The organism is Sporosarcina jiandibaonis (assembly GCF_013184495.1).
Classification (GTDB): Bacteria; Bacillota; Bacilli; order Bacillales_A; family Planococcaceae; genus Sporosarcina; species Sporosarcina jiandibaonis.
The window spans coordinates 175,430-197,986 of the sequence record NZ_JAAOIY010000001.1 but is presented as its reverse complement, the minus strand read 5'-3'; the positions used below and the strand labels follow the sequence as shown (position 1 = coordinate 197,986).

Sequence of the window (22,557 nt, the reverse complement as noted above, 5' to 3'; positions counted from 1 at the left end):
CACTCCATACTTCTAGATGTAACATACAGTATAGCATTTCTCCCAGCTTTTACGATATAGAACGAAAATAGTATGGCCGAAAGTGGTATAAGTTATTTCAGGGAGTGCTTCTTCATTAATGGTTTGACGTTTCTAACTTACCTTGGAACGTTGCCTAGTTCAGGCAGCTAATCAGGAAACGTTGACAAGCTCGCGTGAAATGTTGCCTACTTCTCGCAAAACGTTGCCTACTTTCGAAAACGTTTCCTAGTTCGGGCATTACATTGCCCGCTTATCAGGAAACGTTGACAAGTTCGCGTGAAACGTAGCCTACTTCTCGCAAAACGTTGCCTAGTACCGCAACTATTTATCCAAAGAACAAAAAAGAGGACTGCCGGAAATTCTGCAGTCCTCTCAATCTATTAATTGTTGAAAATTAAGCTTCTTGAGCTTCAGCATATACGCTTACTTTCGTTTTCTTGCGGCCGAAACGCTCAAAGCGCACGACGCCGTCAATTTTCGCGAAAAGAGTATCGTCGCTGCCGAGACCAACGTTTTCACCTGGGTGAACTTTAGTTCCGCGTTGACGGTAAAGGATTGATCCGCCTGAAACGTATTGCCCGTCAGCGCGTTTTGCGCCAAGACGTTTTGACTCTGAGTCACGACCGTTTCGAGTTGAACCTGCTCCTTTTTTCGATGCGAAAAACTGGAGATCTAATCGTAGCATGTGTGCCACCTCCTACTTTTTGAAGATGATTTTTATATGTTGCCCATAGTCTGATTCGATCGTCTGCAAAGAAACAATCATCGCTTGTACAATTAATTGAATGTCATCATCTTTTTCGCTAGTTTCTGGAAGCAGGACTTTCAAATACCCGCCGTCCTCTCCTTGGAGAATTTCAGGGGTAATGCCTGTAAGCGCGATAATGGCATTCACAGCACCAAATGATACTGCGGAAGCACCTGCGCAAACAAGATCCTTTCCGTGTTCCGCGAAATCGGCATGACCTGACATTTCAAATGCTTGTATGCGGGCAGATTGATCTTCTGTAATCGTCACTGTAATCATGATGGATTATGCGTTAATTCCATCGATAACTACTTTTGTGAACGGCTGACGATGACCCAGTTTTCTGTGATAGTTCTTTTTCGGCTTATATTTGAAAACCGTAATTTTTTTACCGCGGCCTTGTTCAACCACTTTAGCTGTAACAGTAGCGCCTTCCACGAATGGAACGCCAACTTTTACATCGTCTCCACCTACGAATAAAACTTTGTCGAAAGTGACAACGTCGTTTACTTCGCCAGCTACTTTCTCAATGAAAATCTCTTGGCCTTGTTCAACTTTTACTTGTTTTCCACCAGTTTCAATAATTGCGTACATACTTGCACCTCCTCATAGACTCAGACTCGCCTTTAAAGGTGACCCTCGTTGGGTTCTTGAACCTTTTCAGTGCGGTTGTAGCACGGGTGCGCTACAAACAATAACATTAAAATATTACCACGTAGAAATCATTTCGTCAACTCATTTATTTTTAATTTAATAAAAGCTCTTTCATATCTACGAAATCGGAACGAAGTGTAATTTTGAATGAGTAAAAATACCGCCAATAAGAGGTACGGAACCGTTTTAGGCAAATGAAAACTCAATGCAATTGAAATAACAGTTAAAATGCTCATCGAATAAATCAGCATAATTGTTTTTGCGTTCGTTTCAAAACCCCTTGCTTCCAATACTGCAGCAAGTACATGTCCGCCGTCCAGCGGCAATATCGGCAGCAGGTTAATACCGAGCAAAAACAATTGAATTTTAATTACGATATCGTTCCCCGGAAACTCGAAAATAACCGCCAAAAAAAGTATAAACATAGTTGCAGCAGGTCCCCCGAGAGCAAGTATGATCCGATGTTTTCTTCGCGCGGTAAGCCTGCCCGGTATAACCAGTTCACCACCGTAAGGCATGATTGTACAAGATCGTACTTGAAGGCCTAGTATGTATGCGCATATGAGGTGACCTGCTTCATGGATTAGAAGAGATATAAAAATTATTGTATAAACCGATAAATCTCCAGATATGATGAGAAATAAAAATACCGGGAGAAGTATTGGATGAAAACGAAATTTCATTCAACAGACCCTGATAAATACGCCGGCAGTAATGAAGAGTCTAAATGAATACCGTCGCGTTTCACCATGATGTAAATTGCTTCCTCGTCCATTAATGCGAGCGTGTCCCCTTTTTTGACAGAAGTATAAGGGAGTTTTTCGAACTTGCCGACAAATCCATACGTCACTTCGTCCCCATCGTCATAGAGAACGGTAACTGTTTTCCCCGTGTCTCTCGTTGATCCAGTGAATACAACAATTCCATCCGCCTGCGCTTGAATTGCGATTGGCACAGCATAGGAAACAAGAACGCCGTTTTTAAAAGGTTGCATCGACTCATATGTCGGCAGCAATCCGCCTTCATGACTAACGATTGTCGTATCGTCTTCAGGCTCATTGATCATTGAAGAAACCCATTTCTTCATCGTTAAAAAATCCTCGCCCGTCGTGACATATTGGGTAACGGACTTTCCAATCATCCCAGCACTCTCCAATTTGGCCACACCAATGACGCTAACCGTAAAAAGAACCGCAACCACCCACTTAACACGCCATCTCATCCACACACACCACCCATTTTTCACAGTATATGTACAGTAGGGGTAAAATAGTAATAGGCGGATGTAAGATTATTTTTTTTCAAATTAAATATGATGACAACAAACCGGAAATATTATTTCTAATTTTTAAAAACGCTGAGGCGCTGGGTGGATGCCTCCCGCGAGAAGCCTACGCTGAGTTATCTGGATAATATTGTGACGGTTCTTTTTGTGTAAATTTGTAATGATTAGCAATTTCTTATCAAGATATCCAAAGACAATATTTTTCACTAAACAAGTTTCCAGTGCAAATATATCTTTAATTAGAAAATAGACCACTAAATAGCTTTCTCCATAGAGTGGAATTTGAAGTTGATTGTAGTGTAGGGCGGCGACTCCCGCGGAAATAGCGAGACAGACGAGACCCTGGACTGAGCGTAGCGAGGGAAGCGGCTCGGCGCTCGCCCGCAGGAAAGCGTCCGCCCGGAACGGAAATCGACGGTCTAAACAGAAATCTCCTCTTCCAACCATTTTCTTGCAAATAAAAAATAGTACAGAAGGCATATAAAACACCTCCCATACTATTAATAATTTTTATGATTTCGCAAATATTGATTTGATTCGATTGAAAAATCCTTTGTTGCTATTATCGAATGACATTAACGCAACGGATTCTCCGAGAATTCTGCGTGAAATATTCCGGTAGCCGATTGCAGCCGGATTGGTTGGATCCATCACGACGGGCTCTCCTCTATTAGAAGAACTAATGACGCTTTCATCATCCATGACAATTCCCAGAAGATCGATGGATAAATGCGTAGTAATATCATTCACATCGAGTGCGTCTCCCGTATTCATGAGATGGCGCTTAATTCGATTGATGATAAGTTTCGGCGGTTCAATATCTTCCTGTTCAAGCAACCCGATAATCCGGTCCGCATCTCGAACAGCAGAAATCTCCGGCGTCGTCACGACGATTGCACGGTCCGCACCAACTACCGCATTTTTGTACCCTTGCTCAATTCCAGCGGGGCAATCAATTAAAATATAATCATAATCGCGCTTCAACTCGGTTATTAATGCTTTCATTTGTTCTGTATTCACTGCGTTCTTATCTGTAGTCTGTGCAGCTGGCAATAAAAAGAGACCATCTTCAAAACGTTTATCCTTCACAAGCGCTTGTTGAATTTTGCAACGTCCCTCAACGACATCAACCAAATCATAAATGATCCGGTTTTCAAGTCCGAGAATGACGTCAAGATTTCGTAAGCCGATATCGGTATCGACGAGACAAACTTTTTTCCCTTGAAGTGCCAATGCAGTTCCAAGGTTCGCCGTTGTCGTCGTCTTGCCTACACCGCCCTTACCTGATGTAATTACTATTGCTTCTCCCAAACTAGATGCCCCCTTTGAATGTAGATAGTTGTGGTCGGAGGATCCGGAGCTCCTGCAACCGGTCAATCGCGATGAAGCCTTTCGGATGAATATACGCACATTCCATTTCAGGTTTCTCGGATAAAATCGTGATTTCATCTGTCATTAACTGCATTTCCTCTGCGATTAATAAATGCGTAGCTTCAAGCCAAGAAGCAGCAATAACAGCATCGCGATTGCCTTTCGCTCCAGCATGAGCAATTCCTTTTAAACGTCCAAGTACATATATGCTTCCCGCCGCAACAACGCGGCCGTTTGGATTGACATCCCCGATGACGACAAGGTCGCCATCCGCTTTCACGACTTGTCCTGAACGCACGATGCCAATAAAGGTTTCGGATTGTTTTTCTTGTATTCTCGTATTGCATTCTTCCATAGTGATGACATCACTTTGAATTTTTGAAACTCGTAAATTTGGCGAGCCGTGAATAATGTTCATGATTTCCCTCAAATCATTTTCGTTACAGTAGCGATTGCCCGTGTCGACACGTACTTCTGCGAGTCCATCTAAACCATCTTCGGCTACTTTGTTACGAAGTTCGGCAAGTAAATCCGAATAGGCACATTTATCATCGAGCCGTAGAACGAGACCGTCCTTCGTCCCTTTGATTGCTACATACTGTTGCTGTTTCGTCAATTGCGTCACCTCGTATTTCTCCTCTTTTTAAAGAGCTTCACTTCCTTTAAGTAAAACTCGATTATCGATTAATTTCTTGAATATCCAACCGAACATGATGACAAATAGTGAATTTGCAATCATTGTCGGAGCAAGTCTGGTCGTCATGAAAATATCTGGCTCAATCGATGTTAATGCGATTAAACTAACAAATGAATATGATAAAACTTCTAATAATGCTACGAGTAATAAAGTTAAAATCATCACAGTAATAATATGTTTATGCACATAGCGGATAATTCCGGCCGCGATATAACAAATCAACGGATATAGAAATGCATATAATCCAATAATATCAATGTAAAACATATCATACAAGAGGCCAAAGACAATTCCGTAAATGATTGCGCGTTGCCTGCTATAATAAACTGCGATAAAAACAAGATAAACTATGACAAAACGCGGCACGAGGATAAAAAGAGTATCTCCTACCTCGATCGGCGAAAACAAACTGAAAACGGGCTCAAGGAAAAAAAGCAAAACGGCAACAAGAGGGATGATAGACCGGATCATGATCCATCCTCCCCCTCCGTACCTGCCGTCCCGCCGCCGTCCGTTCCATCCACCGTTTCAGATTTCCTCATCGCAACAATGACATGGTCAAGCATGGAAAACTTTGCAGCCGGTCGAATGTAAGCGAGCTTCGTCAGCCCGTAATCATCAGTCGAAACTTCGGTTATTTCCCCGATGGAAAGTCCTTTCGGAAAAATCCCGCCTAGACCTGAAGAAATCACTTTATCGCCGACTTTTATGTCAAAACTCGAGTCAATTCGCTTCATGATGAGCTCTCCGCGCATTTGGTCATACCCTTCGATTAGTCCATAAGCGGGATCTTTACCCGGGACAACAGCCGACACGCGAAAATTACGATTTTCCGTCGATAAAAGTTCAACAGTCGAGGTTGTGGATGAAATATTAATCACTTTTCCGATTAATCCACTTGCCGTGATGACCGCCATATTTCTTTTAATCCCATGCGCTTCGCCTTTATCAATAATGATCTTTTCTTCCCACTGATCCGGGTTTCGCGATATGACCGTCGCGTGAACAGGATCGAATGCTCGTAAATTATCATTTTTGTTAATGATTTCACGAAGATTATCATTCTCAGCTTGCACATCTACAAGCTCGGATTGTATCGCTGCATATTCACTTAGACGCGCTTTCAATTTCTTGTTTTCTTCATATGTATTCAAAACCCCGTCGATATTGCCAATGACACCTGTTATGTAATGCGCGGGCTTTGAGAAAAACGATTGCCCGAAGCCGACGACATCTTTTACAATACGTTCCGGAAAGGAGGCGTTTTGCCGATCACGCAGGGAGAATGAAATTAATGCCACGAGGACAATTACGCCGACGAGCAGTAAAATCAATCGTTTATTTGAAAAAAATCGCGGCATTGCCTGTATCCTCCTCGAGTATCCTTTTTAGGCGTTGCAAATCTCTCTATTAGACTAATAGAGAGATTTGAGCCTAACACATTATCTAACTTGCATTTTTTTAATGACATCAAAATTGTCTAACGCTTTACCTGTACCGATTGCAACACAGTCAAGTGGTTCTTCTGCAATGAAGACAGGCATATTTGTTTCTTCAGAAATAACTTTTTCAATATTTCTTAGAAGCGCCCCGCCGCCAGTTAGAACGATTCCGCGTTCCATAACATCTGACGATAATTCCGGCGGAGTTGTTTCCAATGTTTTACGAACGCCTTCAATAATTTGTGTAATAGACTCGCGTAACGCGTCGGCAATTTCATCTGAAGTGATTTCAATCGTTTTCGGCAAACCGGTCAATAGGTCTCGTCCACGAATTTCCATCTTTTCAGTTTTAGTCGTCGCACTTGCTGAACCGATATCCACTTTAATCGCTTCTGCAGTACGTTCACCAATTGTCAAGTTATACGTTTTACGAATATAGCTTGTAATCGCAAGGTCCATCGTATCTCCTCCGACACGGATCGACTCGCTCGTTACGATGCCGCCGAGTGAAATGACCGCAACTTCAGTCGTTCCTCCTCCGATATCAACGACCATGCTGCCTGTAGGCTCCCAAACCGGAAGACCTGCACCGATTGCAGCTGCAAATGGCTCTTCGATCGTATACGCATCTTTCGCGCCGGCTTGTCGTGAAGCGTCAATAACCGCGCGCTGCTCGACAGAAGTAATTCCGTAAGGCACGCAAACCATCACGTTCGGTTTTTTAAATGAACCGCCTGAAGCTTTCATTGCTTCTCTCATATAATGTTCAATCATCGCCGTCGTAATTTCATAGTCTGCGATAACGCCGTCTTTCATTGGTCTTGTTGCTATTATTGAACCGGGTGTACGTCCAATCATGTTTCTCGCTTCGCTGCCGACAGCGACGATTTCACCTGTATGTGTATTTTTAGCCACGACTGAAGGTTCGCGTAACACGATTCCTTTCCCTTTAACAAATACTAGCGTATTTGCTGTTCCCAAATCAATACCTACATCTCTTGCACCAAATCCAAACAAATGTGTTCTTCCTTTCTTCTGAACCGCTTATCTACGGTATTCATTAAATCATACACCACATTATAGCGGAAAAGCGAAGAAAGTGATAGTGTCACATATACCCCTTTTCTTTAAGGCTAATGAACTGATGGTCCCCGATTATGACATGATCTAGAAGTTCAATGCCCATTAAAGACCCAGCTTCAGTTAGTCTTTTCGTCACTTCAATGTCTTCAGGCGACGGTGTCGGATTGCCGCTAGGATGATTATGTGCGCAAATAATGGAAGCAGCGGATCGTTTTACCGCTTCGCGAAAAATTTCCCTTGGGTGTACGATGGATGAATTTAACGATCCGATAAAAATCGTTTGCTTATGAAGCACTTCATTTTTCACATTTAAAAACAAGACGACGAAATGTTCCTGTGGAAGCGCGGACATATCCGTCATTAAATAAGCTGCTGCGTCTTCTGGCGAGCGAATGGTATACCGGCCTTCGGAATGTTTTTGATACAGACGTTTTCCTAACTCGGCTGCGGCCAATAGTTGAACGGCTTTCGCTTGTCCGATCCCGTTAATTTCTATAAACTCCTCGACCGTTGCATCGCGCAAATCTTGAATTTTATCGAACGCCGACAAGACTCGATTCGCCAGGACGAGCACTGATTCATTCTTTATTCCCGTTCGAAGTAAAATCGCGATCAATTCTTGGTTCGATAAACTCGGCGCACCTTGCCTTATCAGTCGTTCACGAGGCCTGTCCGCGATGTGGACATCGCGAATCATCATCTTTGGTTCAAGATCCAACTCTAAGTTAAGCGTCATGTCCTACACCACCTCCGATTCACCGATAAGGTTATGTACGTCGATGCAGGTACGACAATGCTTCTACCACATTTTTTCATTAAATCTCCTCCTTGCCAAACATTGTAGCGGAGAATATTCAATGAGAAAATTGTGTAAAAAAGTCGATAATGGATTTTCTGACTATTTTTCGACGTCAAAAATCAATTTTCACACAGTCGTCCTTGCTCGCATAATGGGCAAGCAAATGGAGTCGAACGACTCGAACATCGTCTGTAAATGCTGTAACCGCGGTCAATTGCTTATTGAAAACCGAAGCAGTTTCGCCTTCATTTTCAGATTCCAAAGTTTTTATTTTCGCAACAGTATCAGCAACTAACGAATCTCGCAGTAATTTAGCGTTCACTGCCTCGCAACTGCTGACATTGGCAGTGACTTCCTTACGAAATGTTTCGCTGCTATCACTGTCCATGATTTCCGCATCCGATAAACCGATCGATGACCAAATGTAGTACTTGCCCTCATACTGACCATTACCTTGAATAATAGCAGCTGTAGCTAATGACGGATCAGCGGCCAAAAAAGTTGCAGCAGATTCCAAACTTGAAAAAACACCGTGTTGTCTCGCGAATAAATTTACCGGAATAACTTCTGCTTCTGGCGCCTTTCCATCTTCTGACGCAGCTGGTCCTGTTGTCGGGATTTCTGATTTCTTGGGTTCGCTCCCTATTTTTTCATTTGCGCCGACAATGATAAATCCGACGACTGCGACAGCAGCGATTCCAATAATAATTCCTTGAATAATTGCCATTACATAAGTCCCTTTTTTAAAACTTTTGCCGAATTTCACTTTTATTCACCCCGTTTTGTCCTGCTTTAACGGAAAGTATATCCACGGACCCGCTCCTTTAAAGCGGTCCGTGAGAATACCAATCCAATTAAGCCCGATTCGTTCAACTATCATTCGAAAATTATTCGCGAATGAAGCATCACTACTGTAACCGTAGCAGAACAAAGGTAAAAAAAAACATGAGGTCTGTCACATACCCCATGAAAATTTATCGACTTATGTAAACATGGTCATATACCATTCGACAAGATCAGCACCCCAGAAATAACAAATGACAGCTGCGAGCGCGATGGATGGTCCAAATGGCACTGGCGTTTTTCTCCCTTTACCCGATCTCCGTAAAATAATAATGCCAATGATCGAACCGATAAAAGCCGCCACAAACAGCGTCAGCATTGTGTTGACGGTTCCGAGAACGAGCCCGATGACAAAAAACAATTTAATGTCCCCGCCGCCCATTCCGCCTTTCGACACTACCGCGATGAAATAAAGCACGCCAAAGCCGATTAAAGCGCCCAGCAAGGCGTCCCACCACGGCGTCAGCGGGATTAGCATGCGGCAGACGAACAGCACGATAGCGAACGGTAGAAGCACTTTGTCGGGAATGAGCATATAAGCAATATCCGAAACCGTAATAATGACAAGAAGAGACAAAAATAATAACGCAACAACAAGTTCCAGACTAAATCCAAGCATGAAATAAGCCAATGCGAATAAAATACCCGTCGCAAATTCCATAAACGGATAGATCGGGCTAATTTTCGTTTTGCATCCTTGGCATTTCCCTTTTAAAAAGATGTAGGAAAAAACCGGAACAAGGTCAAGTACCCCAAGTTTCCGGTTACAATTCGTGCAATGCGAGGGCGGCGAAACAATGGATTCTTTTTTCGGCACGCGTAATCCGACTACGTTGAAAAACGAGCCGAAAATAATGCCGTATATGAAAAATAAAATCGTCATCAAAATGTCCATTTAATCCTCCATATTCTCAGAGAAAAACGTTGTAAGTTGCACTGTTACATCCAGTCTTTTATCCGGTTCTTCCTGCGCCAATTCCAACTCCCCAGGTTGATAGAAATTGACTTCATCAATGCGCACGACTCGTTCGATCCCTTCGACTTCGCGTAAAAATTGCAAGAGATGATCATAGTCCAACACTTGCAAATCGATTTTCAACGATAGCAGTTTCAGTTCTTCAGGCAATAAACTGATATCGATCGGTGTAATTGGTTTCGTCAGCTCGACTTCAGTTTTTTCGTCTTCTGATTCCGATTCTTGTTCTTTTTCTTCATCAGATTCGGTTTCTTCTTCGGACTCCTCTACTTTCTCTTCAACTTCAGGAGTTTTAATCGCTTGCGATACTTCTGCATCATAATTATTAAAAGAGATGGAAACGACCTTAGACTCACTCATCAACTCGACTTCATGGATGGTATGCAGCAATTTATCCAATTCGCGGCTGACCGGAAGTTTCTTTCGTAGCTCATATTCGTTAGAATCGTCTGTGGCAACGACACTTAGCACAGCGACTTGATTTTCCAATTCGCTATTATCGATTTTCAGTTGTTGAATCGCATACTTAATCCGTGTTTCTTCTTCACCCTTAGGAAGAATCACATAGTAATAAACAACGCCAATTAATAGAAAGGCGATCAAGCCAAACAAAGCAACTAATACTTTATTTTCACCCGTTTGTTTCATTCCGCGACACCGCCTGTCCGTATATAGTACGGATCGATCACAACCGTCAATTCATTCGAAAAGCGCTCGACTTTCTCGAATGTTTCCGTCTCCTCGTCCTCTTCTTCGTCACTCGGAGCTGGGTCAAACGTATAAATTTGCTCGACTTTCACATCTTGGAAATAAGGACTGCTGGATAAGTCGCTGACATATGTAACAACTTCAGCGAGCGTTTCAAAATCAACAGCAAAGTTAATCGTGCTCTCCGAAAAAACATAGTTTCGCAAATACGTATTTTCATTCGCATATTTATTAACTTCGATAAGGAGCGGTGATACAGGGTAAGATACACTTTCAACGAACTCCACCGAAGTCGCAAGGTCTATCTTTACCGGCGCGTCTAAATCGATAATCGACGTTTCCAACTCCGCTTTTTCAGCTTGTAATTGTTGTTCCTCGCTTTGTAGCGTCTGAATCGTTTTATTCAATGATAGATATTGTAGCGTAAGGTAAATCACCAATAACACGAATGCTGCGGCTAGTATGATCGTGAGCCAACGTCTCCCTGGTGACGGTCTTTCAATATGCGGGAGCAGGTTAATCTCAGGAGCCAAGCGAATCTTCCTCCTTTAATGAAAGACCGATCAACGCGACATGTTTATGATTCAAATCTTTGTAATGTGTTCGGACGAAAGCATCATCAATAATTTCAACAGGCGTATCAATCGTCGCTTCTAATTGCGATTTAATATAATTCATCTCCGGATTATCCCCTAGAATGACAATCTGATTCACGGATTTCTCGCCTTTATGGAATGAAAAACGATAGAAATTCAAGATCCGTTCCACTTCTAACACTTGCTCTGATAAAGACATATGGTATTCTTCAATTTCTCCATCATATGTAAAAACATTGATATCCAATAAATCCGGTGCATACTTCCAATTCCGCGTCGGCATTTCAACTGAATGGTACCGAAGGAAATCCACGTTTTCATTCGAATAAATGCTAATCGACAATGCATTAATCGACCAATCCGCGACTAAAAAAGTTTTATCAGCAGTTAAATAATCTATATTTTTCAAGAAACGGATGATTGATAACATGCGCACATCCAACACTTTAGGAGTTAGATTAATATCATGATAGAGTTGCATTATTTTAATTACTTCCTCAGAGGAAGAGGCATAGATAGTCGCTTCTCCATCCCCATCTTTGTGGTCATAAACATCAAGAAGCGGATTTTCAAAAGGCAAATGAATGGTACGCCCCAACTCCATTTCAACATAACCTTTTAATTCGTTCGACGCCAATTCTTTCGGGTGGTCAAATGTTCGCATCATGACAGAATGATCAGGGACGAAAAAGCGGAGATCACTTCGAGAAATATTCCAGTCTTTGACGAGACTTTTAAGAATCTCGAAAAATGCCAGTTCATCTTCAACGATTTCATCGACGATAACCCCCGGTGGGAGTGCATATTCATATACTTTCGCCGTTTCTAAATCCCCGTCTTGAGTTATTAGTCCGCGAATGACATAATCATTCATTTCGATTGAAACGACTTTGTTTTTATTTCTACGAAACATTTTATTGGCCCCCTTAAAAAGAAACAATTATTTCGTTTATCATCGAAGGAAACGAAAGGTTCGTTTCCTTCGATGATAAATGAAAAGTAAGACTACAGCAGCAGTTAGGCTACTGTAGATAATATTTAATCTTACGGATTCAATAGTCCATTTAATACAGTTTCATCAACGGAAGCTGTACCTGTTAAACCTCTTTTATCATTCAATGCATCAAAATTAGAATAAATTATTGACCATTCTCCCGAAGGGGCTCGCGATGCTGAATAAGCTAGAGTAGTAGAACCCTTTTGTGTAACTCCTTCTACATACTCACCTAAATTAGCCATAGTACAGGTAGTAGGTGTTGCTTCCGGGTTACAAGCATTATCAACAGCAGCGATTTTTGCACCAGCCAAAATATTTGATGCTTCTGCTAGGATAGCTTTATCCTTTGAGTTATTAATAATATTACCAATCGCCGGTACCGCAATCGCCGCAATAATCGCTAAAATCACAATAACTGCTAGTAGTTCAATAAGCGTTAAACCTTTTTCGTTGTTCAGTTGTTTCTTCATACTTTTAAACATTCCGTTACCCCCGTTTTTTTATAGTATTTAGTACGTATTAATAAATGCTGTTATTCAAATTCTTTGCATCACCTCCTTTAATAATTGAAGTCGTTGTTAAATCTGCTCGTACAAGCTGAACATTGGAACCATGATTGCGAGGACGATTGTTCCGACGATTGCCGCTAGAAAGACAATCATGAGCGGTTCGATTAAAGATTTTAAAGTGTCGACTGTCCGATCGACGTCGTCCTCGTAAAACTCTGCAATTTTTTCTAACATATAATCAAGTGAACCTGTTTGTTCACCAATTGCCGTCATTTGTGTGACCAGTGGTGGAAATAACCAACTTTTTTCTAAGGGCGCTGATAAAGTGCTTCCCTGCTCTAAACTGGATCTCGATTCCAAAACTACTTTCCCAATAACTGGATTCCCGATTACTTTTTCAACGATTGTTAATGCATTTAAAATAGGAACCGAACTACTGAATAATGACGATAATGTTCGTGTCATTCGTGCAATGGCTGATTTTTGGAACAGTTTACCGAAAATCGGCATTTTCAACATGAAATAATGAACTTGATAATGGAATGTCTTATTATTTTTAAATAAATAATTAAAACCGATAACTACAATTAACGTAAGAAGTATTAATAGCCACCAAAATCCTCTAACAAAGTCACTAATCGCCATAACAAAGATTGTTATGAACGGTAATTCAGCACCAAAGTCTTCAAACATAGCTGTAAACGTCGGTACAATCGTCAGCATTAGAAATATTACTACAGCAATCGTAATAATGAATAATACTAGCGGATACATCATTGTAGATTGAATCTTCTTTGTTAATGCGTGCTGTTTCTCATAGTAGAATGCGAGTCGGTCTAATGTTTCATCTAAGTTTCCAGTCAATTCGCCAGCTCGGATCATATTGATGAATAGCGGTGGGAATACTTTGCCTTCTTTTGCTGCGGCATCGGAAAAAGATGTACCCGATCGAACATCTTCTTCTACCGCAAATAATGCTTTTTTCAACATTTTACTGGTTGATTGATCAGCCAATATTTTAGTAGATTCTACGAGCGTTACGCCTGCACGGATTAACGTTGCGAACTGTCTACAATAGATAACAAAGTCCTCGTTTTTAACTTTCCCGCCAAGTGAGATTTGTGTGTGCAAAATACTCGTTGACTCAGCAATTTCTCTCGGATTAATGCCTTGCCTTCGAAGTTTTGCAACTGCTGCAGCTTCCGTATCAGCTGAAACGACTCCTTTTTTGAATGCTCCCGTCGATGTTCGGCCGCTATATTTGAAAACCGTTGACATTAATAATCACCTTCAGTCAAAAACTCTTTCGCTTCACTGTAATTAATGATACCGTTCGTGATAAGTTGTTGAATGGAGACTTCTAATGTGTGCATGCCCAAGCTTCGGCTCGTTTGAATAACGTTTTGGATTTGATGCACTTTTTCAGATCGTATTAAATTTGCGATAGCAGAGGTTTGGATTAATATTTCAGTAGCGGCTACCCGACCACTGCTGTTTTTATTGATGAATAATCTTTGTGAAACAATCCCCTGCAAGACGTTCGCGAGTTGAATACGAACTTGACTTTGTTGATGGGGAGGAAAGACATCAATAATACGATCAATTGTTGTTGCTGCGCTGCTTGTATGCAAAGTTGCCAACACTAAGTGACCGGTTTCTGCTGCTGTAATGGCCGTTGAAATCGTCTCAAGGTCACGCATTTCCCCTACCAAAATAATTTCCGGGTCTTGTCGGAGAGCTGCACGCAGCCCGTCGGCGAATGAGTTTGTATCTACACCGACTTCCCGCTGATTGACGATGGACATTTTATGTTGATGTAAATATTCAATTGGATCTTCAAGCGTGATGATATGGCGAGCAGAATTTGTATTTATATAATCAATCATCGATGCGAGCGTCGTCGATTTCCCAGAACCGGTAGGCCCCGTAACCAAGATGAGGCCTTGTGGTTTATTGGCTAAATCATAAAGAACAGCCGGCATTCCCAATTGTTCAAAGGAGGGTATCTTAGATGCGATTAAACGTGCTGCGATTGATATTTCCCCACGCTGATGAAATGCATTTACACGGAACCGGCAGATGTCACCGAGTGCGTAGTTAAAATCGGTTTCACCCTTATTTTCAAATTCAATAAATTTATCTTTTGGGATGATTTTCTTAGCCATCTTCTCCAATTCCAAAGAGGTGAAAATCCGTTCGTCCAATTGGCGAAGTTGCCCATCAACACGAAAAACCGCTGGAATCCCGTAAGATAGATGTAAATCAGATGCTCGTTCTTCATGTGCTTTCTCTAACAATTTGTCAATTGTATTTGGCATTTCATCACACCCTTTAATCTGATGTCGCTACACGTAATACTTCTTCGATTGTTGTAAGTCCGGATGCTACTTTTTCAAGGCCATCTTCGACAAGCGTTTTATATCCCTGACTTTTGGCGTACTGACGGATGACGCCAGGATTTTCTTTATTTAAAATTTGCGTTTTAATCGTATCGTCAATCGATAAGATCTCATGAATCGCGAGTCTTCCGCGATAGCCTGAGTCGTTGCATGAAGGACATCCTTTTCCTTCAATAATGACGTCCATAGCAACGCCGTATTTTGCAAAATACTTCACTTCATGCTCTAGCGGCATTCGAGTCGTTTTACAGTCGCGGCATACTTGCCGAACAAGGCGTTGCGCCATGATTCCAAGTAAAGAAGAAGATAATAGAAACGTTTCAATTCCCATATCGATCAATCTTGAAATGGATTCGATCGCGTTGTTCGTATGTAAAGTACTTAAGACGAGATGCCCAGTTAATGATGAACGAATGGCAATTTGGGCTGTTTCAATATCCCTAATTTCACCGACCATGATGACATCAGGGTCTTGACGAAGAATAGAACGCAAGCCAACCGCGAAAGTCAACCCGACTTCTTCACGCACTTGAATTTGGTTAATCCCTTCAAGTTGATACTCCACAGGATCCTCTACGGTGATAATATTTACTTCTTCATCGTTTAAGTAATTTAACCCGGCATATAACGTGGATGACTTTCCCGAACCCGTCGGTCCAGTTATCAAAATAATACCGTTCGGTTTTTCCAACATGGAATGGAACTTCTTATAATTTTCATCAGAAAAACCAAGTCTATCCAAATCATTTAATGCATTGCCTAGATCAAGAATTCGCATAACAATCTTTTCGCCATAAATCGTAGGCAAAGTTGAAAGACGAATATCAATCGGTCGATGATTGACAACTGTTTTTATCCGACCATCTTGAGGGACTCTGTTTTCGGTTATATTTAAATTCCCCATTATCTTTACACGAGCAATGATAATGTTTTGCATGTTTTTCGGAACCGAGCGGTCATTTCTTAAAATCCCATCCACACGGTAACGGATTTTCAATTCTGTGTCTTGCGGATCGAAGTGAATATCGCTCGCTTGCTGCGCGACGCCGTTTGCGATAATTTGGTTGACAAGACGGACAATTGGCGAGTCGTCATCCGTTATTTGGTCATCTTCTATATCCGCTGGCAAACTATCGTGAATTACTTCTTCCATCGATTCCTGCAAGTCATAATACTTCGTAATTGCTCGGAAAATATCGTCTTTTGCAGCGATGCCAGTTTCGATTTGATAACCGGTGGCCATTCGAACTTCTTCGATGATGAAATAGTCCATGGGGTCGCTCATGGCGATTAATAATTTATGGCCATTTTTACGCACCGGCATAATATTTGCGCGTTTCGCTAATTCCTTGGGTAAAATATGCGTCAAATCAGGGTCAATCGTTTGTTGACTTAAATGAATGCGCGGAATTCCAAGTTGCACTTCGAGAAGTTGTATCAATTGTTGCTCTGTAATAAGTCGTTGTTTTATTAAATAATCACCGATTTTTTCTTCTCGGCTTTTATTTTTTAGCGCATCTTCTAATTGTTCTTCCGTAATAATGTTCGATTCAATTAGCAAGTCGCCTATTCGTTTCCGTGTGGCACGTTTCACATCAAGTACCCCCACTTCTTTATTTTTCATCAGAAGTAATTAAGTTTCCGCCTTTATCGTATTGCTTACTTTCTTTTTTATCATTGGAATCCTTTTTATTGCTACTTGTGTTTGTTTTATCGTTATCACCCGTTTTTGTTTCATCATCCGCCGGCACTTTCGATTGATTCTCACCTGAATCTTCATCATCTACTATAGAATCTGTTGACTCCTCGCTTGTAGCCGATTCTTCTGGTTTTTCAGAGGAAACTAATACAACCTTATTTTTAGGCGGATAAAAGTCACGACTTATGAGCTCATCATCTTCATAGGAAGAATCTAATTCAGAAATCTTTCTATACACTTGAATACGCAAACCATCTTGACCTTTTTCCAGAACTTTCTCTTGTCCTATCGGCAATTTAGCAGAAAGTCTATAAATCGTTCTCGGTTTGACATGTTCTTTGTCAGAAACATAATAGGTAATTTCATATTTCGATTTAAATGAATATAGTTCAACGATTAACTTGCCTTCTCGCAGTGATGCGGAAATGATAAACGGACTTTCGGTTTTATTAATAAATTTGAAATCTTGGGCTCTTGCCTGATTTACTTTCGCTTCAATACCAGGTTGTAAATAACTTGGAATAGCGTTTTGAGAATGTCTTTCTAGTATTGTTAAGTCAGTTTGCAAGACTGCACTATATAAAGTAGAGGCGACGAAATTGGCTGTCTCTTCACTATAGAACTCACTTACTTCTTCTAATGCTTTTATGAAAGAAAACTGTTCATCATTGACGATTTTCGTTTCATCCATCGCTTCGGCAATTGCTTTAATGCCTGTCCCATCGACCGAAACGTCTTGAATTTCAAAAGCGATTCTATCTAGATTATCCTTAGAAATTTCAACTTCTGTTGCTTCGACAGATCCAACTTTTAATAATTGCGCATGTTCCATTATCGAATTAACTGTTTCATCTATATAAAATAAAGGCGCTTCTTTCAGCAACTCTTTAATATTTTCATCGATAACTACATCAATTGGCAGTTGGGTACTTTTAGTATCTTCCCAAAACTTATACCATGGGGTTTCGGTTAGTGCTATAAACTGATCGACTGTTTCATTAATATCAAATGTAAAATAAGACCCGGGTATACTGATTTTTGCAGTGGCGCCTTCAACGATTACGTCATTACTTTTCCATTTTTCAACTTCAGAAGCTACTTGTGATTGAATTGCCGCTTTTTTCGTGTCCGTAATTTCGATTCCTGCAATCGTTGCGATTGGAAAACCATCTTTAGCAGATGCTTTCACCCCAGGACTAACCATTTGATAGATTAGGAACGCAATGACCATTAGACAAAATATTGGCAAAAATGATTTTATTTTCAATGATAATTCCCCTCAATTCGATAGTTTTATCGAAGAAACTACTAATTTATCTATTAAATACGATTATTCACACTGTTAATCATTTCCTCATTTTCAGTTTATACAACACAATAGTAAAAAGCAACTAGATTTTTAAACTTATATTTAGTTATTGTGAGTTCCCTCCTAAACGGATAGTACTATTTACACTAAAGTTAATCAAAAAGCAGCTTCTATATAGTGATTAAATCACTATATAGAAGCTGCTCCATCAATCAGTAAGCATTATCACCTAACATCATTCATTAATATTTGACATCGATAATTGGCTCACCCCATTTATCTTCTACAGGCGGAAAAGTAATTGTTCCTAAAGAACATAATTTAATAAATTCTACATTTGATAACATGATGGGATTATTCTCAATCTGATTTTTAATTATATATTTATGATTGCCTTTTTCCCTAAGATAAACTTCACTCAATTTTTCTATTGTTAAATCAATAGAAGTTTCTTTATTATCAGCTGGTTCCCCTTTTAGGTCACCACCGATACAGACTTTTGAGTTATCTACAACTTTTAATTGGCCAGCTTTAAAATCACTATTTACTAAAATTGTAGTATTTGTTACTAACATATTTTTCCCTTGCAAAGAACCACCAACAACGATTGTTGAGTTATCAATACCTAAATCACTTTGGAGGTTTTGTGCTAGAAAATCTCCACTAACATTAATGTAAACATTAGACAAACCGTTCAGGTTTTGCACATCAATATTTCCATTAACATATATGTTTGAGTTCTTGAAATCTTTAGCGTTTGTATTACTTTTCGGATTAATATATCCATCTTTAAAATATACTGTGGAGCTTTCAATATTAATTAATTTGCATTTTTCCCCACCGTTGTATTGATCACAGACTTTTGCCCCCTCAGATGGGTTTTCAAAATCGATTTCTTGACCACCATCAATATCTAAATTAACATTACTTAGGTTTATAAAATTAAATTTCAAATCGAATTCTAACTCTCGTTTATCTTTATTTGTATTTGTGCTAACTCCAGAAATTTTTCCATTAACTACAACTTGTTTGGTCACTTCAACTTCAACTTCTTCTACTACGTCTTCAATTTTAACCGATAAGTCTACTAATTCATATTTTGTATCACCATCGATTGGAGTAACTCTTTCACCACCTAACAAAGTTTGAATCTTGGCGTCCAGAAAACTCTTCAACATTTCCCCTATTTCCAAACTAATATCTTGTAATTCATCTTCCTTTTGTGTTTCATTAAGTCCTGCAAAATCTGGGTTAGCAACCAATTCATTAATTTCATGTTGGGCTGCAATGATTAGTTCCTCCCGCCGATTAATAAACTCATTTAACATTGCGGTTTTATAGTGGTCTACACCCATCTCCGCAGCGACTACAGCTAGGTTGTTTTCGTCTACTGTCTTTTCTTGTTTTGCAGTAGATACGGATGCAGTAGCAAAAGATGCAGCGATGATCATGATGAAGGTAACAACTAGAAGGACAACAAGAAGTGTATAGCCTTTCTCATTTCTAATTTCCATTTTCATTCTCCTCCTCTTCATCAAATTTGGACAACGTCTTTGATTTATATCTAGTAAATACAGTGTCGACTGCAACATCTAAATTGGGATTGTCTCGATCTGTTACAATTAATGTGGTTATTAAATCATTTTCTTTAGGATCTATTCTAATTTCTTCATCACTGTCATTTTCTTCAATACCAGCATTATGCGTTAACGAATAGTTAAATTTATCACCTAATATAGTTTCCTTTCCATTACAATCCTTAAATACAATTTCATGTTCATCAGCTGAAACTTCAAGCACATAACACTCTGTATTTTCATCTCGATGTTTCTGTAATACAGCTGAAATTATATAATTTGCTTCTTGTTGTAATTTCAATTTCTTTGTTTCGACAACATTGTGGCGATGGGCAATTGAAAATGACGTAATAACAATAGCACTCACTAAGGAAACGAGAACAAGAACCGCAAGAAGTTCTACTAATGTAATTCCTTTTTCATTGTTTGTCCTCACTAGTGTTCCTCCTATCCTAGCTTCCGGTCTCTGTTTTATCATTATTAACAATTTCAAGATACCCATATGTTTCACTACTCAATTGTTCCCCATCCGTTAATATTTGTATATGTACTTTATACAAGCCTATATTTTTTGACTTTATTTCGGAATCTCCATCTTCATCTTTTAAAGCATTTTCATTATTAATAGTTATTCGATATTTGTAGTCATTTTTTTCATACTCGATTTCAATATCATCACTATCTTCACTAATAACCTCACTCGCGATTGGATTAAATTTCAAAATTTGTTCAAAGCTTAGTGGATCTGACAATTCATATGACTTAATCTCCACTATTTCCTGCTTGGCCAAATTCATCGTATCCAGCTTAGTTTCTGTTTTCTTATTAAACACTGTCATTTGTGGAAATATATTCATAAACCCTATAAAAACGATGCCTAAAATAACCAATGAGGCTAGCACCTCAATGAGCGTGAGTCCTTTCTCACACTCAGCATGACTACTTTTCACCAAATTTAGTCACTCCTCTACACTTTCTGAATCTATTATCACATATGAATAGCCCGTTGTCACTATGGGTTTACTCAATTCTGAAAACTACACATAAAAAAAGAACCGACAGACGCCGATTCTTCTATTATTGACTTATTAAACTTTTGTACCAGCTTCTTCGACGTCATTATAAACCCCGACTAAATTTCGTCCTGATTGTTTTCCGCCAATATAAAGCGCCCGGTCTGCGTTGCGAAGTAAATCTTTTGCGTTTTCCGCATCTTCTAGCGCAGTAGCAACTCCTAAACTTATCGTTATATTCACATCAATCGACACCTTATCCTCGGGTTTATCTTCCGTTAAATCAGGGGTAATTGCAAAATTAGTTTTTTCTACCTCAATTCGAATTTCTTCTGCAAGGTCGGTTGCTTCTTTTTTTGTGAAGTTCGGTAATATGAAAACAAATTCTTCCCCGCCGTATCTAGCCAACGTAGTAACAGGTGTACGATGGCTTTTAAGCAATTCGGCCAACTTCACCAAAATAACATTGCCGCATTCGTGTCCGTACGTATCATTTATCTTTTTAAAGTAATCGATATCCAGCATAATGACAGAAAGACTTGATAGTAATCCCTCTCTAAGTTCACCCATGTTCTCTTCAAGTTTGGTTTCTAAGTAAGCAAAGTTATGCAACTTCGTTAACCCGCATCGTACGCCTTTTTCAATTGTACTTTCATAAAATCGTGCTTTTTCCAATGAAATTGCAAAAAAACCATTTAATATATCTATGAGATTCAAACTTTCCGGCTTAAACATGTTCTTACGATAAGAAGTCAAGATGAGAAAACCTTCTGTAATCTCGTTACGAATAATCGGTGCCGTTAAAACACTTCGAATGTTACCGACAAACTCTATATTCTTTAATGATTTTATCTCTTTTTCATTAAAATAGATTCTAGTAAAAAATTCATCAAGCCCGTCGTCTACTTTCTTAATATCGTGAAATAAAATCCCTTTTACATCTTTCGTTATGCCATTACGGCCATTTCCCATTAATGGTACAAAATCTATACCACTTCGAAGGTCTACGACATATGCATTATCATACGGGACCACATCTTTTAATTTCACCAAAAATGTTTCCAGCACCTCGTCGAATAATAGTCGATCGGCAAGTTCAGGACCAATTTCAGCAGCACATGAGAGCTGATCATTCACTGTAGTAGAACTGTTAAACATTCTGAGGATGAACAAAAATATGACAAAGGGAATCCCGACGAGCAGTAATGATTTATTGCTAAGATGCTCATTCAAGAAGTAAAGTGCAATTCCGAACGGCACCATGATAATCGTCGAAGCATAGTCCCAGAGTGCTCCTTTCGAGGTCAAGGAAAAAATATGTGAATTGAAATGAAAATAAACCTTTAACAATAAATTATTGATTAACGAATAGGAAATTGCATAAATCAGTCCGAAATAAAACACTTTTGAAAAATCCATGGACCCGATTGTTCCGCCTAAAGAATGGTAAATCGCTCCGCTCAATAGCGATGTAAGTGCGAAAATCCCAGAGTTCACAAAGAACTTATGCGTAATTGGCAATGTACTTTTTTCTGTAAAAAGTATTAAAAACATCGCTATTTGAATAAAAATTATTTCGATGAAGAGTCCATACTGCAGGAAGATTGTTAACGTAATCCAGCGTTCCAGTGAAATCGTCATGTTTTGAAATTGAATCGGCAGCAGCATCGTTAAAAACATGATTAAAAATAAGATGACAAGATTCGTCCAGTCAAGTTCTCTCGAGGGGAAATACATTTTTGCGAAATATAAGGTAATAGGAACGACAAGTAGCCAAATGGAAAAAATGATTATCTGATTTTTTCTAGAAACATCCACTGCCATTTCCTAC

26 protein-coding genes and 1 other annotated feature are annotated in these 22,557 nt (G+C 39.7%); all 26 genes read right to left on the bottom strand.

Annotated features, from left to right (window positions below):
• Positions 1-415: 415 nt before the first annotated feature.
• The 26 genes from rpmA to G8782_RS00840 all read right to left on the bottom strand — a co-directional run bounded on the left by rpmA (position 416) and on the right by G8782_RS00840 (position 22,550).
• The gene (rpmA, locus tag G8782_RS00965; RefSeq protein ID WP_172369046.1) at positions 416-706 is read right to left on the bottom strand and encodes a 50S ribosomal protein L27; all 291 of its coding nucleotides are present in this window, start codon (positions 704-706) and stop codon (positions 416-418) included.
• Between the two features lie 12 nt (positions 707-718).
• Complete coding sequence (locus G8782_RS00960; protein ID WP_172369045.1) at positions 719-1,048, bottom strand: ribosomal-processing cysteine protease Prp; 330 nt, start codon at positions 1,046-1,048, stop codon at positions 719-721.
• 6 nt (positions 1,049-1,054) lie between these two features.
• Positions 1,055-1,363 (bottom strand): 50S ribosomal protein L21, encoded by a 309-nt coding sequence (rplU, locus tag G8782_RS00955; RefSeq protein ID WP_172369044.1) that lies wholly within the window; start codon positions 1,361-1,363, stop codon positions 1,055-1,057.
• Positions 1,364-1,375: 12 nt separating this feature from the next.
• Positions 1,376-1,450 (bottom strand) — a sequence feature (ribosomal protein L21 leader region).
• A gap of 41 nt (positions 1,451-1,491) precedes the next feature.
• Complete coding sequence (locus G8782_RS00950) at positions 1,492-2,106, bottom strand: site-2 protease family protein (RefSeq protein WP_172369043.1); 615 nt, start codon at positions 2,104-2,106, stop codon at positions 1,492-1,494.
• A complete protein-coding gene (locus G8782_RS00945; protein WP_172369042.1) occupies positions 2,103-2,645 on the bottom strand; it encodes a peptidoglycan DD-metalloendopeptidase family protein in 543 nt (180 codons plus the stop codon). Before G8782_RS00945 ends, G8782_RS00950 begins: the two co-directional genes overlap by 4 nt.
• Before the next feature lie 126 nt (positions 2,646-2,771).
• Positions 2,772-3,188: a hypothetical protein gene (locus tag G8782_RS00940; RefSeq protein WP_172368870.1), complete on the bottom strand. Its 417-nt coding sequence runs from the start codon at positions 3,186-3,188 to the stop codon at positions 2,772-2,774.
• A gap of 30 nt (positions 3,189-3,218) precedes the next feature.
• Positions 3,219-4,019 carry a septum site-determining protein MinD gene (minD, locus tag G8782_RS00935; RefSeq protein ID WP_172369041.1) on the bottom strand — a complete coding sequence of 267 codons (801 nt, stop codon included), beginning with the start codon at positions 4,017-4,019 and terminating at the stop codon, positions 3,219-3,221.
• Between the two features lies 1 nt (position 4,020).
• A complete protein-coding gene (gene minC, locus G8782_RS00930; RefSeq protein WP_343034903.1) occupies positions 4,021-4,704 on the bottom strand; it encodes a septum site-determining protein MinC in 684 nt (227 codons plus the stop codon).
• Between the two features lie 18 nt (positions 4,705-4,722).
• The gene (mreD, locus tag G8782_RS00925) at positions 4,723-5,247 is read right to left on the bottom strand and encodes a rod shape-determining protein MreD (RefSeq protein ID WP_172369040.1); all 525 of its coding nucleotides are present in this window, start codon (positions 5,245-5,247) and stop codon (positions 4,723-4,725) included.
• Complete coding sequence (gene mreC / locus G8782_RS00920; RefSeq protein ID WP_172369039.1) at positions 5,244-6,137, bottom strand: rod shape-determining protein MreC; 894 nt, start codon at positions 6,135-6,137, stop codon at positions 5,244-5,246. The genes mreD and mreC overlap by 4 nt, the downstream gene beginning before the upstream one ends.
• Positions 6,138-6,218: 81 nt before the next feature.
• Positions 6,219-7,235, bottom strand: a complete 1,017-nt coding sequence (locus G8782_RS00915; protein WP_172369038.1) for a rod shape-determining protein — start codon at positions 7,233-7,235, stop codon at positions 6,219-6,221.
• Positions 7,236-7,326: 91 nt separating this feature from the next.
• The gene (gene radC / locus G8782_RS00910; protein WP_281357863.1) at positions 7,327-8,037 is read right to left on the bottom strand and encodes a RadC family protein; all 711 of its coding nucleotides are present in this window, start codon (positions 8,035-8,037) and stop codon (positions 7,327-7,329) included.
• A gap of 175 nt (positions 8,038-8,212) precedes the next feature.
• A complete protein-coding gene (locus G8782_RS00905) occupies positions 8,213-8,866 on the bottom strand; it encodes a hypothetical protein (RefSeq protein ID WP_172369037.1) in 654 nt (217 codons plus the stop codon).
• 216 nt (positions 8,867-9,082) lie between these two features.
• A complete protein-coding gene (locus tag G8782_RS00900) occupies positions 9,083-9,838 on the bottom strand; it encodes a prepilin peptidase (protein WP_172369036.1) in 756 nt (251 codons plus the stop codon).
• Positions 9,839-10,567, bottom strand: a complete 729-nt coding sequence (locus tag G8782_RS00895; RefSeq protein ID WP_172369035.1) for a hypothetical protein — start codon at positions 10,565-10,567, stop codon at positions 9,839-9,841. It abuts the gene before it with no gap.
• Entirely contained in the window at positions 10,564-11,160 is a 597-nt protein-coding gene (locus tag G8782_RS00890; protein WP_172369034.1) for a PilN domain-containing protein, read from the bottom strand. Before G8782_RS00890 ends, G8782_RS00895 begins: the two co-directional genes overlap by 4 nt.
• Complete coding sequence (gene pilM / locus G8782_RS00885; RefSeq protein ID WP_172369033.1) at positions 11,150-12,136, bottom strand: type IV pilus biogenesis protein PilM; 987 nt, start codon at positions 12,134-12,136, stop codon at positions 11,150-11,152. Before pilM ends, G8782_RS00890 begins: the two co-directional genes overlap by 11 nt.
• Positions 12,137-12,267: 131 nt before the next feature.
• Positions 12,268-12,702: a prepilin-type N-terminal cleavage/methylation domain-containing protein gene (locus tag G8782_RS18575; RefSeq protein ID WP_281357862.1), complete on the bottom strand. Its 435-nt coding sequence runs from the start codon at positions 12,700-12,702 to the stop codon at positions 12,268-12,270.
• A gap of 96 nt (positions 12,703-12,798) precedes the next feature.
• On the bottom strand, positions 12,799-14,007 hold the full coding sequence (locus G8782_RS00875; RefSeq protein WP_172369032.1) for a type II secretion system F family protein: 1,209 nt from the start codon (positions 14,005-14,007) through the stop codon (positions 12,799-12,801).
• Positions 14,007-15,047 carry a type IV pilus twitching motility protein PilT gene (locus tag G8782_RS00870; protein WP_172369031.1) on the bottom strand — a complete coding sequence of 347 codons (1,041 nt, stop codon included), beginning with the start codon at positions 15,045-15,047 and terminating at the stop codon, positions 14,007-14,009. The genes G8782_RS00875 and G8782_RS00870 overlap by 1 nt, the downstream gene beginning before the upstream one ends.
• A 13-nt stretch (positions 15,048-15,060) precedes the next feature.
• Positions 15,061-16,752, bottom strand: a complete 1,692-nt coding sequence (locus G8782_RS00865) for a GspE/PulE family protein (RefSeq protein WP_172369030.1) — start codon at positions 16,750-16,752, stop codon at positions 15,061-15,063.
• A complete protein-coding gene (locus G8782_RS00860; RefSeq protein ID WP_172369029.1) occupies positions 16,742-18,094 on the bottom strand; it encodes a VanW family protein in 1,353 nt (450 codons plus the stop codon). The genes G8782_RS00865 and G8782_RS00860 overlap by 11 nt, the downstream gene beginning before the upstream one ends.
• A 284-nt stretch (positions 18,095-18,378) precedes the next feature.
• Entirely contained in the window at positions 18,379-19,650 is a 1,272-nt protein-coding gene (locus G8782_RS00855; RefSeq protein WP_172369028.1) for a hypothetical protein, read from the bottom strand.
• Complete coding sequence (locus tag G8782_RS00850) at positions 19,640-20,149, bottom strand: prepilin-type N-terminal cleavage/methylation domain-containing protein (RefSeq protein WP_172369027.1); 510 nt, start codon at positions 20,147-20,149, stop codon at positions 19,640-19,642. Before G8782_RS00850 ends, G8782_RS00855 begins: the two co-directional genes overlap by 11 nt.
• Positions 20,150-20,165: 16 nt before the next feature.
• A complete protein-coding gene (locus G8782_RS00845; RefSeq protein ID WP_343034995.1) occupies positions 20,166-20,663 on the bottom strand; it encodes a type IV pilus modification PilV family protein in 498 nt (165 codons plus the stop codon).
• A 138-nt stretch (positions 20,664-20,801) separates the two neighbouring features.
• On the bottom strand, positions 20,802-22,550 hold the full coding sequence (locus tag G8782_RS00840; RefSeq protein ID WP_172369025.1) for a GGDEF domain-containing protein: 1,749 nt from the start codon (positions 22,548-22,550) through the stop codon (positions 20,802-20,804).
• Positions 22,551-22,557 lie beyond the last annotated feature (7 nt).

Bases quoted from the DNA above. Each gene is read 5' to 3' on its own strand.
- radC (WP_281357863.1), bottom strand. From the start codon at position 8,037: ATGACGCTTAACTTAGAGTTGGATCTTGAACCAAAGATGATGATTCGC.
- rpmA (WP_172369046.1), bottom strand. From the start codon at position 706: ATGCTACGATTAGATCTCCAGTTTTTCGCATCGAAAAAAGGAGCAGGT.
- G8782_RS00870 (WP_172369031.1), bottom strand. From the start codon at position 15,047: ATGCCAAATACAATTGACAAATTGTTAGAGAAAGCACATGAAGAACGA.
- G8782_RS00945 (WP_172369042.1), bottom strand. From the start codon at position 2,645: ATGAGATGGCGTGTTAAGTGGGTGGTTGCGGTTCTTTTTACGGTTAGC.
- G8782_RS00865 (WP_172369030.1), bottom strand. From the start codon at position 16,752: ATGAAAAATAAAGAAGTGGGGGTACTTGATGTGAAACGTGCCACACGG.
- mreD (WP_172369040.1), bottom strand. From the start codon at position 5,247: ATGATCCGGTCTATCATCCCTCTTGTTGCCGTTTTGCTTTTTTTCCTT.
- pilM (WP_172369033.1), bottom strand. From the start codon at position 12,136: ATGTTTCGTAGAAATAAAAACAAAGTCGTTTCAATCGAAATGAATGAT.
- rplU (WP_172369044.1), bottom strand. From the start codon at position 1,363: ATGTACGCAATTATTGAAACTGGTGGAAAACAAGTAAAAGTTGAACAA.
- G8782_RS00875 (WP_172369032.1), bottom strand. From the start codon at position 14,007: ATGTCAACGGTTTTCAAATATAGCGGCCGAACATCGACGGGAGCATTC.
- G8782_RS00840 (WP_172369025.1), bottom strand. From the start codon at position 22,550: ATGGCAGTGGATGTTTCTAGAAAAAATCAGATAATCATTTTTTCCATT.
- G8782_RS00900 (WP_172369036.1), bottom strand. From the start codon at position 9,838: ATGGACATTTTGATGACGATTTTATTTTTCATATACGGCATTATTTTC.
- G8782_RS00855 (WP_172369028.1), bottom strand. From the start codon at position 19,650: ATGGAAATTAGAAATGAGAAAGGCTATACACTTCTTGTTGTCCTTCTA.
- mreC (WP_172369039.1), bottom strand. From the start codon at position 6,137: ATGCCGCGATTTTTTTCAAATAAACGATTGATTTTACTGCTCGTCGGC.
- G8782_RS00960 (WP_172369045.1), bottom strand. From the start codon at position 1,048: ATGATTACAGTGACGATTACAGAAGATCAATCTGCCCGCATACAAGCA.
- G8782_RS00950 (WP_172369043.1), bottom strand. From the start codon at position 2,106: ATGAAATTTCGTTTTCATCCAATACTTCTCCCGGTATTTTTATTTCTC.
- G8782_RS00940 (WP_172368870.1), bottom strand. From the start codon at position 3,188: ATGCCTTCTGTACTATTTTTTATTTGCAAGAAAATGGTTGGAAGAGGA.
- G8782_RS00895 (WP_172369035.1), bottom strand. From the start codon at position 10,567: ATGAAACAAACGGGTGAAAATAAAGTATTAGTTGCTTTGTTTGGCTTG.
- G8782_RS18575 (WP_281357862.1), bottom strand. From the start codon at position 12,702: ATGTTTAAAAGTATGAAGAAACAACTGAACAACGAAAAAGGTTTAACG.